This window comes from Luteimicrobium subarcticum (assembly GCF_002798015.1).
GTDB classification, from domain to species: domain Bacteria; phylum Actinomycetota; class Actinomycetes; order Actinomycetales; family Cellulomonadaceae; genus Luteimicrobium; species Luteimicrobium subarcticum.
The window spans coordinates 454,260-467,156 of the sequence record NZ_PGTZ01000006.1; the positions used below are offsets into that span (position 1 = coordinate 454,260).

Consider the following 12,897-nt stretch of genomic DNA (forward strand, 5'->3'; position numbering starts at 1 on the left):
TGGACGCGCGCGTCACGGGGTGGACGCCGAGGCGGCGTCGGGGACGGCGGACGCGGTGGGAACCGCCTTCGCAGGACGAGTCGTCTGGGGCGGCGCCACGCTCTGGACGGCGACGGTGGCGGCCGCGAGGCGGCGACGACCACGCAGGCCGGCGACGGCGAACCCGAGCGCGGCCGCGAGCAGCACGGCCGGTAGGTAGAGCTTCCACAGCAGCCGGTCCTGGGCGTCGTGCCGGTGCGCGGCCACGGCGGAGACCACCTGGCTCACGTGAGCGGGGTCGACGGTCCAGTCGGGGGCGGCGCCGGGCAGGTCGGCGGCGTCGACGGTCACCGTGCGGCTGGCAGCCAGGCCGCCGCCGGACAGGGTCAGGACGGTCTTCGTGGCCTGCGACGCGTCGAGCAGCACGTCGTCGCCGGTCGTGGTGGCGTCGGTCGTGACCTGCTGCGTCCACGCTGCCTCGAACGGCCCGGGCGCGGTCTGCGGGTTCACCCCGACGGGCAGCCGTCCGCCGCCGTACGTCGTCAGGTCGGCGAGCGTGACGGTCGCAGGCAGCGACGCGCCCGGCGCGTCGGTCGTGAAACGCGCCTCCTGCGCTGCGACACCGTCGACGACGGTCGCGACGCCCGGGTGCCCGGCGAGCGAGACGGTGCTCGCCGGCCGGCCGTCGGTGCCGGTGAGGGCCAGGATGCGCTGGCCTCCGGTCAACGTGGCGCTCCCGACCTGGGTGGGGTCGTCGGCCGACGCCACGGCGGGCGCGGCCGAGCGGTCGTCGTACGTGCCGACGGCGGGCACGAGGACGGCCAGGGCGACGGCCGCGACCGCGAGGCCACCCGCGACGGTGAGCTTGAACCGCACCGCGCCCGCCGCCGAGAGCCGGTGCTTCTGCGGCCACAGCGCGAGCGCGAGCATGGGGACGACGTAGAGGAACCAGCCCAGCACCTCGACGACGCGCGGGTCGGCCGGGATGCCGAGGACACCGGTGATGAGCGCCGCGCGGACGCTGCCGGGCGGGGTGAGCCACGCCAGGTCGACGGTGCGGCCCTGCCCCACGGTGATCCACCCGGCGCCGTGCGCCGTGTGCAGCATGCTGACGACGAGGCCTCCGGCCACGAGGATCAGGAACACGCTCGTGATCTGGAAGAAGCGCCCCAGGTTGAACCGGACCCCTCCCTGGTAGATCCCCACGCCGAGGGCGACCGCGACGACGATCCCCAGGACCGCGCCGGTGACGGCGGCGACGGTGCTGGTCGATGCCTGAAAGGTCGCCAGCAGGAAGACCGACGTCTCGAAGCCCTCCTTGAGGATCGCGAGGAACGCCATGGCGACCAGTGCCCATGTCGTGCCCTGCGCGAGGGCGTCACCGGCAGCGGCCTCGAGCTCCTTCTTCATGCCGCGTGAGTGGCTGTTCATCCACACGACCATGCTGGTGACGAACAGGATCGCGACCAGCGAGATGATCGACTCCATGCCTTCTTGCGCGGCCTGCGGCAGGCTGCGCGAGACCAGGTCGAGCGTCACGCCCACCCCGACGCTGAGCAGCACCGCCGCGACGACGCCGCACCACATGGGCACGAGCGACGCGCCGTTGCGCTTGAGGAACGTCGCGAGGATGCCGACGACGAGGGCCGCCTCCAGGCCTTCACGCAGGCCGATCACGAACGTCCCGAGCACAGTTCTTCCCCGCAGTTCCGCCGGTGGTGTGTGGATCGCCGACGAGGGCCCTCCAGGGGCCGACGGGTCGGTCGACGGAGGTCAGCGTAGCCTCACCTGACCTCCGTCGACCAGATTCCGAACCAAACTCGTTACGGAATCACGATCCGCGACCCGTCACCGCCGGACGCGCGCGCTCCCGCCGCCGGCGAGCCGGCGCACCTCGGCAAGCGTCGCCATCGACGTGTCACCAGGCGTCGTCATGGCGAGCGCACCGTGCGCCGCGCCGAGCTCGACGGCCTCGGCGACCGTGCCGCCGGACAGGAACCCGTACGCGAGGCCGGACGCGAACGAGTCGCCACCGCCGACGCGGTCGAGGATCTCGAGCCCGGGCCGGTGGGTCGCCTCGGCGAAGCCCTCGGCGCGCGACCACGCGACGGCACCCCAGTCGTTGCGGCTCGCGGAGCGGACCCCGCGCAGCGTCGTCGCGACGACCCGGAAGTCGGGGTACGAGGCGGCGGCGCGCTCGATCATGGCGCGGAAGGCGCGCGTGTCGCTGAGGTCGGCCGAGCTGTCCTCGACGTCCACCCCCTCGACCTCGAGCCCGAGGGACGCGGTGAAGTCCTCCTCGTTGCCGATCATGACGTCGACGTGCTTCGCGAGGCGCTGGTTGACCTCCTGCGCCCGCTCGGTGCCGCCGATCCCGGCCCAGAGCGACGGCCGGAAGTTGAGGTCGTACGACACGACCGTGCCGTGCGTGCGGGCCGCGGCCATGGCGGCCTCGGCGACGTCGGCCGACGCGTCCGAGAGCGCCGCGAAGATCCCGCCGGTGTGCAGCCAGCGCACCCCGCGCCGCCCGAACAGGTCGTCCCAGTCGACGTCGTCGGGCGTCATCGCGGCGACGGCCGTGTGGCCGCGGTCGGAGACGCCGACCGCGCCGCGCGCCCCGTAGCCGCGCTCGGTGAAGTTGAGACCGTTGCGCACGCGGCGGCCCACGCCGTCGTCCGACGCCCAGCGGATCCACGACGTGTCGACGCCGCCGGCCAGCACGAGGCCCTCGACGAGGCGACCGACCTCGTTGTCCACGAGCGCGGTCACCACCGCGGCCCGCAGGCCGAAGACGCGCGCCAGCCCGCGGGCGACGTTGTACTCGCCGCCGCCCTCCCACGCCTCGAACGAGCGGGCGGTGCGGATGCGGCGCTCCCCCGGGTCGAGCCGCAGCATGACCTCGCCGAGCGACACGACGTCGTACGCGCAGTCCTCGGCGGGACGCAGGTCGAGGGCGCTCATCGTGCCACCGCCCCGGCACCGGCGCTCGTCCCGGCGCCCGTCGTCGGCCGGGCGGCCGCGGCGGCCTCCACCGCGGCGCGCGCCCGGCGCGCCACCTCGTCGAAGTCACCCGCGGCGAGGAGCGACTTCTCGACCATCCACGACCCGCCGACCGCGAGCACCGACGGCAGCGCGAGGTAGTCGCCCGCCGAGGACGCGTCGATGCCGCCCGTGGGCACGAACCGCAGGCCCGGGAACGGCGCGGACAGCGCCTTCACGGCGGAAGGGCCGCCGACGACGGACGCCGGGAACAGCTTGACGGCGTGGAGCCCGAGGTCGAGGGCCGTGATGACGTCGGTGGCCGTGGCGACGCCGGGGAGCACGGGCACGCCCCGCTCGCGGCAGCGCTCCACGACCGCGACAGACAGCCCGGGCGAGACGACGAACCGCGCGCCTGCGTCGACGGCGGCGTCGACCTGGGCCGCGGTGATCACGGTGCCGGCGCCGACGAGGACGTCGGGACGCTCGGCGGCGACGGCCGCGAGGGCGTCGCGGGCGGCGGCGGTGCGGAAGGTCACCTCGACGACGGGCAGGCCGCCGTCCGCGAGCGCCGCGGCGGCCCGGAGCCCGGTGGCGGCGTCGTCGACCACGAGGACGGGCACGACGCCCGCCGTCCCGAGGTCGGAGAGGTCGACCGGTGCACCGGTCGCGGGGGCGGTTGTCATCTGGACTCCTTGGTCGACGGCTTCGTCTGTGCTACGGTCGTCTCATTCCGTCATCGTGAACGAACGTTCCGCAGTGATGATCGACCATAGCAGGAGGACCCGTGGCACCGTCCAGCGACCCCCCCGTCGGATCCCCTGTCGGATCGGTGGACAAGGCTCTTCTCACCCTCTCGGCGCTCGCCGCCGTCGGCCCGGACGGCGTCCCGCTCGGCGACCTCGCGACCCGGCTCGGGCACCTCAAGCCGTCCCTGCACCGCACGCTCGCCGCGCTGCGCCACCGCGGGTTCGCCGAGCAGGCGCCGGACGGCTCGTACCGGCTGGGCCCCGCCGCGATCGCGCTCGGCAGCCTCTGGACGCACGACGACAACCTGCCCGCCCTGCTCCGGCCGACCCTCTCGGCCCTGTGCGCCGCCACCGGCGAGCTCGTCCATCTCGGCGTGCTCGCAGGGCCCGACGTCGTCTACCTCGACAAGGTCGAGCCCGAGCGCGCGGTGCGCGTGCGGTCGTCCGTCGGGCTGAGCCGTCCCGCCGCCACCACGGCCCTCGGACGCGCGCTGCTCGCGTGCGACCCCGCGCACGACGCCTCCGAGATCGCGGACGCCCGCGCCCGCGGGTGGTCCCAGGAGCGCGAGGAGAACGAGGCGGGCATCGCGTGCGTCGGGCTCGCCGTGCTCCGGGACGGCGCGGCCGTCGCCGCGGTCAGCGTGACGGTGCCCGTCGAGCGGCTGCCGGCGCGACGGGCCGCGGAGCTCGCCCGCACCGCCCGCGAGGTCGCCGCGGCGACGCTGCCGCCCGGGTACGCGCTGGCACCGGCCGCCCGCTGACCGCGCCGGACGGGCCCGTCAGGCGTCCGGCGTGCCCTTGACGACGAGCACCGGCACGGGTGAGTCCAGCAGCACGCGCTGCGTCGTCGTCCCCAGCAGGAACATGCCCACGTCGGGGCGCCGCCGGGCGCCCAGCACCACGAGCTCGGGCTCGATCCGCTCCGCCGCGTCGAGGATCGCGTCCGCGGGGACCTGGTCGTGCGTGCGGAACACGACGGGCGGGTGCGCCAGCGCGTCGGGCAGCTGGGACGCGGCGTGCGCAGCCTCGGAGTCGGCGCGACCGTCGTCGGCCTGCGCGGTGAGGCACAGCAGCGCGAGCGTCGTACCGCGGCGGGTCGCCTCGTCGACGGCGACCTCCAGCGCGGCGTTGCCCTGCGGGGTGTCGTTGTACGCGAGGAGGACCGTCACGACGCCCATTGTGCGCCAGGACAGCGCGTCCGGGCGCGGCGACCGCCCCTCGACGCACCGGAGCCGTTGCGCGACGCGCCGCAGGTGGGCAGCGTTGCCCCCGTGAGCGAGCGCGACTCCCCCGGCATCCCCCTGACCCTGTCGGCACCCCGGCCCGGGCCGCCGCTGCGCGTCCAGATCCGGCCCGTGGCACCGAGCCTGCGGCGGTTCCTCGCGACCGAGGCCGGGGGCGCGATGCTCCTGCTCGTCGCGACGGTCGCCGCCCTCGTGTGGGCGAACTCGCCGTGGTCCGCGTCGTACGGGACCTTCTGGGGCACCGACGCGGGCGTGCACGTCGGGCGCTGGGGGCTCGACATGACGCTCGCGGAGTGGGTCAACGACGTCGGCATGGTCGCGTTCTTCCTCATCATCGCGCTCGAGATCAGCCGCGAGGTGGCGAGCGGGGAGCTGCGCGACCGTCGGACGGTGGCCGTCCCGGCGCTCGGCGCGCTGGCCGGCCTCGCCGTCCCGGCCCTCGTGTTCGTGGCGTTCACCGCCGGCACGCCCGACGTGCACGGCTGGGGCGTCGTGATGTCGACCGACACCGCGTTCCTCATCGGGATCCTCGGGCTGTTCGGGCCTCGCTGCCCCGACCAGCTCCGCCTGTTCCTGCTCACCCTCGCGGTCGTCGACGACATCGGCGCCATCACCGTCATGGCGGTCTTCTACACGCCGGACCTCGTCGTGCTGCCGCTCGTCCTCGCGGGCGTCGTCGCGGTCGGCGTCCTCGTGATGCGCTGGCTGGGCGTCTGGCGCATCACGCCGTACGCGCTCGCCGGCGTCGCCCTGTGGTTCTGCGTGCACGCGTCGGGCGTGCACGCCACCCTCGCGGGTGTCCTCCTCGGACTGCTCGTCCCGACCGCGGCCGCGCGCCCGCGCCAGCTGCAGGACCTGTCGCGGTTCGTCCGGCTGCTCGAGCTCGAGACGACCGCCGAGCGCGAGCACCAGGCCGAGCTCGCCGCCCGGGCCGCCGTCCCGGTCAACGAGCGGATCCAGCGGGTCCTGCACCCGTGGTCGGGGTTCGTGATCGTGCCGCTGTTCGCGCTGGCCAACGCCGGCGTCCGGCTCGACGGGGAGACGTTGTCGTCCGCCCTGACGTCGCGCGTCGCGATCGGGGTCGCGGTGGCGCTCGTCGTCGGCAACACGATCGGCGTGTTCGGCGCGTCGTGGATCGCCCTGCGGACGGGTCTCGGCGTCCTGCCGGGTCGCGTGCGCGAGAGCCACCTGCTCGGCGGCGCGATGCTCTGCGGGATCGGCTTCACGATCTCGCTGTTCGTCACCGAGCTCGCGTTCACCGACGAAGCCGTCAAGGAGCAGGCGAAGATCGGCATCCTCGCCGGGTCGCTCGTCGCTGCGGTGCTCGGGACGCTGGTGCTGCGGTTCTTCGGCGAACGCTCGCCGCTGTGCTCCCCCGGGGTCGAGGCGCTGCCCGCGTCGCTCCCCACGGGCTCGTGGCTGCCCCCGGCGTGAGGCCCGTCGTCGACAGGCGCCCGCAGGGAAGGGTCAGCGTGGCTCGAGCGGCTTGCTGAGCTTCAGCGACTCGACGGCCGCACGCAGCCCGTCCGCGGTCACCCTGCCCCGGTAGCGGTGTCCGTTGAGGAACAGGACGGGCGTGCCCTCGACACCGTGCGCGAGGCCTTCCGCGTAGTCCTCCTCGACCGGTCCGCGGAACCGCTGCGCCGTGTCGCCCACCACGCACTCCTCGCCCACCCCGGCCTCCCGCGCTGCGGCCACGAGGCCCGCGGCGGACAGGTCGGCGCCGTGCGCGAGCAGCGCGTCGTGCATCTCCCAGAAGCGGCCCTGGTCGGCCGCCGCCTCGGACGCGAGCGCCGCCGCGAGGGCGTGCGGGTGCACCTCGAACAGAGGGAAGTGCCGCCACACGAGGCGCACCTTGCCGTGCGACGACGCCACCAGGTCGTCGACGAGCGGCGCCGCGTCCTGGCAGTACGGACACTCGAAGTCCCCGAACATCACGACCGTGACGGGGGCGTCGACGTCCCCCCGGACGTGCGGACGACCGGGGACGAGCGCGTCGCGATGACCCATGCCACCCATCATGCCCACGATCCGACCCGGTAACACGTCGGTGACGGTCGCCGGTTACCCTCAGTCACGTGCTCTCGAACGACGTAGAACGTGGCAACGCCCGCGACGAGATGCCCGAGCCGCTGCGCAACGACGTACGACTGCTGGGCGAGCTGCTCGGCACCGTGCTGCGCGAGTCCGGCGGCCAGGACCTGCTGGACGACGTGGAGCGCCTGCGCGCCCTCACGATCGCCGCAGCCTCCGAGAACGGTGCCGCGACCTCGATCGCGCACGCGGAGGAGCTCATCGCCGGCTTCACCCCGGAACGTGCGGAGGACGTCGCCCAGGCGTTCACCTGCTACTTCCACCTCGTGAACCTCGCGGAGGAGAACCACCGGGTCCGGGTGCTGCGCGCCCGCGAGGCCGGTCTCTCCCCGACGCAGTCGCGCGCCGAGGACTCCCTGCCGGCCGCGGTCGCGCAGCTCGCGGGCGAGATCGGCACGGAGGAGACCCTCGAGCGGGTGCGCCGGCTCGAGTTCCGTCCCGTGCTCACCGCGCACCCCACCGAGGCGCGCCGCCGCGCGGTCGCCGGGTGCATCCGCCGCATCACGACGCTCCTGGAGCGCCGCGAGCTCGAGCAGCTCGGCGGGGTGGCCCTCGCGGACAACACGCGCCGCCTGCTCGCCGAGATCGACGACCTGTGGCGCACCGCTCCCATCCGGACGACCAAGCCGTCGCCGCTCGACGAGGTCCGCTCCGCGATGGGCGTCTTCGACGAGACGCTGTTCAGCGCGTTCCCGGACGTCTACCGCCGGCTCGACGGCTGGGTCAGCGGCGAGGACGCGGGCACCGAGGCGCCCGCCATCCGCCCGTTCCTGCACCTGGGCTGCTGGATCGGCGGCGACCGTGACGGCAACCCGAACGTCACCGCGGACATCACGCGGACCGCGACGGGCATCGCGCACGAGCACGTCGTGAGCGCGTACCAGAAGGTCGCGGCCCGCGTCAGCCGGACGGTCACGGTCGCGGAGGCCAGCACGCCCGCGTCGGACGACGTGCTCGCGCTCGTCGCACGCGTGCGGACGGTCGACCCGGAGCTCGTCGACGCCCTCGCGGCGCGCGCCGGCACGGAGACGCACCGGCTCGCGCTGGCGCTCGTGGCCCGCCGCCTCGACGTCACGCTCGACGAGGGTGCGCCGCTCGCGTACCGGAGCGCGGACGAGCTGCACGCCGACCTCCTCACGATCCAGGCCTCGCTGGTCGCGGCCGGCGCCCGCCGGGTCGCGTTCGGCGACCTCCAGGACTTCGTGTGGCAGGTCGAGACCTTCGGCTTCCACCTCGCGGAGTTCGAGGTCCGCCAGCACTCGCAGGTGCACCGCGAGACCCTCGCCGAGATCGCCGAGGCCACCGCCGACGGCAGCCCGCTCGACCCGGCCGCGCTCGGCGACCGCTCGCGCGAGGTCCTCGACGTCTACCACGCGATCTCGGAGATCCAGGACCGGTACGGGGTCCCTGCCGCCCGGCGGTACATCGTGTCGTTCACCAAGAGCGCCGAGGACCTCGCGAACGTGTACCGGCTCGCCGAGTGGGCTGCCGGCCCGGACGGCACGCTGCCCGTCCTCGACGTCATCCCGCTCTTCGAGACCTTCGAGGACCTCGAGGCCAGCACCGACATCCTCGAGGAGTACGTGCACCACCCGCGCGTGGTCGCGCGCCTCGCGGAGACCGACCGGCGCCTCGAGGTCATGCTCGGCTACTCCGACTCGTCCAAGGACGTCGGTCCCGTCTCGGCGACCCTCGCGCTCTACTCGGCACAGAGCCGCATCGCGCAGTGGGCCGACGACAACGACATCGAGCTGACGCTCTTCCACGGCCGCGGCGGTGCGCTCGGCCGCGGCGGCGGCCCGGCGAACCGCGCGATCCTCGCGCAGCCGCCGCACTCCGTCGACGGGCGCTTCAAGCTCACCGAGCAGGGCGAGACGATCGCGGCCCGGTACGGCAACTCGACCATCGCGGTGCGCCACATCGAGCAGGTCGCCGCGGCGACGCTGCTGCACGGCGCGCCGTCCGTCGAGGCGCGCAACGCCGGCGCGGCGGAGCGCTTCACGGACCTCGCCGGCCGCCTCGACGAGGTGTCCCGCGCCCGGTTCTTCGCCCTGGTCAAGGCCGACGGCTTCCCGCAGTGGTTCGCGCACGTCACCCCGCAGGAGGAGGTCGGGCTGCTCCCGCTGGGCTCGCGCCCCGCGAAGCGCGGCCTGTCCGTGAGCTCGCTCGACGACCTCCGGGCGATCCCGTGGGTGTTCGCGTGGACGCAGGCGCGCATCAACCTCACCGGCTGGTTCGGGCTCGGCTCCGCGCTCGCCGGGGTGGGCGACCTGGAGCTGCTGCGCGACGCCTACGCGTCGTGGCCGCTGTTCTCGACGATGATCGACAACGTCGAGATGTCGCTCGCGAAGACGGACGAGCGCCTCGCCCGCCGCTACCTCGACCTCGGGGACCGCGACGACCTCGCGGAGCTCGTGCTCACCGAGCTCGAGCTGACGCGTGAGTGGATCCTCAAGATCACGGACAAGGAGCGCGTGCTCGCGAACCTGCGCGTGCTCGGCCGGGCCGTGCAGCTCCGTAGCCCGTACGTCGACGCGCTGTCCCTCATCCAGCTGCGTGCGCTGCGCGCGCTGCGCACGGGGGACCTGCCCGAGGACGAGAAGGCGACGAACCAGCGGCTCCTGCTGCTCACGCTCAACGGCGTGGCCGCCGGCCTGCAGAACACCGGCTGACGGTCCCCGCACCGACGACGACGGCGCCCTCCCCGGGGAGGGCGCCGTCGTCGTCTCGGCAGGACGTGACGGCCCGCCGCGCCGCGCCGCGGACCCGCCACTACCGTAGGGCCGTGGGCCTGCCGGGGGACGCGAGCGGACCGGGCGCCGTGGACGAGATCCCGACGCGCCGCTCCTTCGTGGCGCGAGCGGCCCGAGCCCGGGCGGCCTTCCACCGGGTCTCCCGCTCGTTCTCCGGGGTGGGTCGCAGGCTGGCCCTCCTCTCCGCCGTGTCCGTCGTCGCCGGGATCGCCGAGGCGGCCCTGTTCGCCCTCGTCGCGGCGATCTCCGTCAGCCTGTCGCAGGGCTCGGGCGTGGCGTCCCTGACCTGGGGCGCGTCCGACGCCGAGATCGCACTGGGGCCGGCCTTCGTCGTCGCGCTGGCGCTCACGCTGGTCCGCGCGGGGATGCAGCTCTGGCTGTCCTACCTCCCTGCGCGACTGAGCGCCGACGCCGTCACGACATTGCGCCACCGGCTCTTCGCGGCGTTCTCCGACGCCTCCTGGGAGATCAAGTCGCGTGAGCGCGAAGGCGGATTCCAGACGCTCATGACGGCCAACGCCGAGGCCGCGTCCCTCGCCGTCGTCGGTCTGGGCCGCGCTATCGCGTGGGGCCTGCTGTTCGTCTCGCTCCTCGCGACCGCGATCGTCATCAGTGCGGTGGCCGCGCTCGTGCTCGCCATCGCGGCAGTGGTCCTGCTCCTGGCCCTGCTGCCGCTCGGGAAGATCATCCGTCGCAACTCGGAGGCCGTGAGCGCCAAGAACGTCGACTACGCCGGCAGCATCCAGGAGGTCGCGGTCCTGGCGGAAGAGCTCGAGGCGTTCGGCCCGAGCCCGTCGTTCCGCGACGGCCTCGACCAGCGGACCGACGCCCTGCGCCACCACCTGCTCGTGGCGCGCTTCCTCGGGAACGGCGTGGGGACGGTCTTCCAGAGCGTCGCGCTGCTCCTGCTCGTGGCCGCCCTGGCCGTCGTCTGGGCCCTGGACGTCGGCGACCTCGCGTCCCTGGCGGCCGTCGTGCTCATCCTCGTGCGCTCGCTCAGCTACGGACAGCAGCTCCAGACCTCCCTCAACATGGTCGACCAGCAGCTTCCGTACCTGACCCAGCTGGAGACGGCGATCGACCACTACGAGGCCCACCACGAGCAGGACGGCTCCGAGCCGCTCCACGGTATCGGCCGGATCGGGCTCGAGTCGGTCCAGTTCGCCTACACCCCCGAGCGGCAGGTCCTCGACGAGGTCACGTTCGAGGTCGGTTCGGGCGAGGTCGTCGGGATCGTCGGTCCCTCCGGAGCAGGGAAGTCGACCATCACCCAGATGCTGCTGCGCCTCCGCCGACCGGACGCCGGGCTCGTCACCGTCGACGGTCGCGACGCAGCACAGTTCCGACGCGCGGACTGGCGCCGCCGCGTCGCCTACGTCCCGCAGACACCCCAGCTCGTGTGGGGCTCGGTCGCGGAGAACATCCGCTTCTTCAGAGACGACATCACCGACGAGGCTCTGCGCGACGCTGCCCGACGCGCAGGCCTGCACGACGAGATCGTCGGGCTGCCCGACGGCTACGCCACCCGGCTCGGCCAGCGTTCCTCAGGGCTGTCGGGGGGCCAGAGGCAACGGTTGTGCCTGGCCCGCGCGCTGGCCGCCGACCCTGACGTGCTCGTGCTCGACGAACCGACCAGCTCGCTCGACGTGAGAGCCGAGGTGCTCGTCCAGGAGACGATCGCCAGCCTCCGCCCAGGTGTCATCGTGTTCCTCGTCGCTCACCGGCTGTCGACCCTGTCGGTGTGCGACCGGGTCATGGTCGTGGTCGACGGCCGCGTCCAGGACTTCGACACCGTCGACCGGTTGCAGCTCCAGAACTCCTTCTTCGGGGAGGTCTCGGAGATCACGCGCGCTCAGACGCTCTGAACCCAACGGTCACGACGGGCGCTGCCAGATCGTCGTGTGCCCGAAGTCGAACTTGTAGGGTGCCAAGCCCTCGATCGTCTCGTGGGGCCATGAGGACAACCGTTCGTGCGCCGCCCGATAGTAGGGCCGTTGCGAGTCGTCGAGCGCCAGATGGCCACCCGGGCGGACCTTCGACATCGCCGCGGTGGCGCACCGGACGCGTGAACGCCCGTCGACCACGACGAGATCGACGGATTCGTCGGGCAGGTCGTCCACCGCGGCGACGTACGCGTCGTAGTCCCCGCCTGGCGCGGCGACGTGACGGATCTCGACGTTCGGCACGTCGGCGAAGCGCTCGGTGAGCAGGGACGCCCACTCCGTGTCGTGCTCGACCGTCACGACCTTTCCGGCTCGCTGCGCGAACCAGACGGTCGAGCCACCACCGCCGAACTCGAACACCGTCGTCTGCGGTCCGACGATCTCGTCGAGGCGTCGGATCACCGCGAACGCGAGCCACGGCAGCCCGACGTCGAGCGGCATGCGACGGCTCCGCAGCGTGCGAGGCAGGTTGACCACCTCCTGCGGGCGCCGCGCCAGCTCGCCCGCCAACTGTGTCGCCGTGCGGACCTTGCTCTGAAGCGTCATCCATCCCCTTCTTTCAATTCGTGAGCGTACGACGTTGCAGCGCTGTGCGCTCGCGGGCCTACGGCCCGAGAAAGACCTCCGAGCACGCCATCTGGCCGCCGGAGAGGGTGCAGGCGGTCCCGACGCGGGTCAGCGACGGGTCCAGGAGGTTCTGCCGGTGACCGGCGGACGCCATCCACGCCGACACGACGTCCGAGGAGGGTTCGTCGGCCGGTGCGCGCGACAGGTTCTCGGCTGCGGTCCCGTACGGAGGACAGCGCTCGGTCACCGGGCCGAGCGGAGCGTGTTCGAGGGCACCGGAGGACGGAAGGTCGGCCGCACGCTCGCCGGCAGCGGCATCGGCACAGCCCGACCGGGTGAGGGCAGGCCGGCCGACGGCTTCTCGACGGTCGTTGGTCGCGGCGACGAGGGCGTCGGCATAGGCGCGCGGGTCGATCGGACTGCCCGCCCTCCGCTCACCCCCTCCTGGCGACGCCCAGGTACCGGTCGTGTCCGCGGGACGCGGGCCGGAGGCGTCTCTCACGACGAGCAGCGCCCCTCCACCGACGAGTGCTGTCCCGACGATCAGGAGGACCACCCCAGCAGGACGGCCCTTCCGCTGACCCACCGG

At 73.6% G+C, this 12,897-nt stretch carries 11 protein-coding genes; 4 read left to right on the plus strand and 7 right to left on the minus strand.

The genetic code is table 11. The annotated features are described in order from the left end of the window. Positions 1-12: 12 nt before the first annotated feature. From efeU to eda, 3 genes are all read right to left on the minus strand, one after another. On the minus strand, positions 13-1,671 hold the full coding sequence (gene efeU, locus CLV34_RS16545) for an iron uptake transporter permease EfeU (protein WP_100348687.1): 1,659 nt from the start codon (positions 1,669-1,671) through the stop codon (positions 13-15). Positions 1,672-1,827: 156 nt separating this feature from the next. Next, complete coding sequence (locus tag CLV34_RS02745) at positions 1,828-2,940, minus strand: sugar kinase (protein WP_100348688.1); 1,113 nt, start codon at positions 2,938-2,940, stop codon at positions 1,828-1,830. Then, complete coding sequence (gene eda, locus CLV34_RS02750; protein ID WP_100348689.1) at positions 2,937-3,644, minus strand: bifunctional 4-hydroxy-2-oxoglutarate aldolase/2-dehydro-3-deoxy-phosphogluconate aldolase; 708 nt, start codon at positions 3,642-3,644, stop codon at positions 2,937-2,939. The genes CLV34_RS02745 and eda overlap by 4 nt, the downstream gene beginning before the upstream one ends. 146 nt (positions 3,645-3,790) lie before the next feature. On the opposite strand from eda, the gene CLV34_RS02755 reads away from it, so the two are divergent. Next, entirely contained in the window at positions 3,791-4,468 is a 678-nt protein-coding gene (locus CLV34_RS02755) for an IclR family transcriptional regulator (protein ID WP_245858929.1), read from the plus strand. 18 nt (positions 4,469-4,486) lie between these two features. Here CLV34_RS02755 and CLV34_RS02760 read toward each other — a convergent pair whose 3' ends face one another. Further along, positions 4,487-4,876: a universal stress protein gene (locus CLV34_RS02760; RefSeq protein WP_100349180.1), complete on the minus strand. Its 390-nt coding sequence runs from the start codon at positions 4,874-4,876 to the stop codon at positions 4,487-4,489. 102 nt (positions 4,877-4,978) lie between these two features. Between CLV34_RS02760 and nhaA the strand changes: the two genes are divergently transcribed. Then, positions 4,979-6,385 carry a Na+/H+ antiporter NhaA gene (nhaA, locus tag CLV34_RS02765; protein WP_245858931.1) on the plus strand — a complete coding sequence of 469 codons (1,407 nt, stop codon included), beginning with the start codon at positions 4,979-4,981 and terminating at the stop codon, positions 6,383-6,385. Positions 6,386-6,418: 33 nt separating this feature from the next. On the opposite strand, the gene CLV34_RS02770 is transcribed toward nhaA, so the two are convergent. After that, the gene (locus CLV34_RS02770; protein ID WP_100348691.1) at positions 6,419-6,961 is read right to left on the minus strand and encodes a DsbA family protein; all 543 of its coding nucleotides are present in this window, start codon (positions 6,959-6,961) and stop codon (positions 6,419-6,421) included. Positions 6,962-7,071: 110 nt separating this feature from the next. Between CLV34_RS02770 and CLV34_RS02775 the strand changes: the two genes are divergently transcribed. Both CLV34_RS02775 and CLV34_RS02780 read left to right on the plus strand, forming a co-directional pair. Then, on the plus strand, positions 7,072-9,717 hold the full coding sequence (locus CLV34_RS02775; protein ID WP_100349182.1) for a phosphoenolpyruvate carboxylase: 2,646 nt from the start codon (positions 7,072-7,074) through the stop codon (positions 9,715-9,717). A 113-nt stretch (positions 9,718-9,830) separates the two neighbouring features. After that, positions 9,831-11,663 (plus strand): ABC transporter ATP-binding protein, encoded by a 1,833-nt coding sequence (locus tag CLV34_RS02780; RefSeq protein ID WP_100348692.1) that lies wholly within the window; start codon positions 9,831-9,833, stop codon positions 11,661-11,663. A 9-nt stretch (positions 11,664-11,672) separates the two neighbouring features. Here the strand turns inward: CLV34_RS02780 and CLV34_RS02785 are convergent, their stop codons facing one another. Then, positions 11,673-12,287 (minus strand): class I SAM-dependent methyltransferase, encoded by a 615-nt coding sequence (locus tag CLV34_RS02785; RefSeq protein WP_100348693.1) that lies wholly within the window; start codon positions 12,285-12,287, stop codon positions 11,673-11,675. 58 nt (positions 12,288-12,345) lie between these two features. Then, on the minus strand, positions 12,346-12,894 hold the full coding sequence (locus CLV34_RS02790) for a CAP domain-containing protein (protein WP_100348694.1): 549 nt from the start codon (positions 12,892-12,894) through the stop codon (positions 12,346-12,348). Between the last annotated feature and the right edge of the window lie 3 nt (positions 12,895-12,897).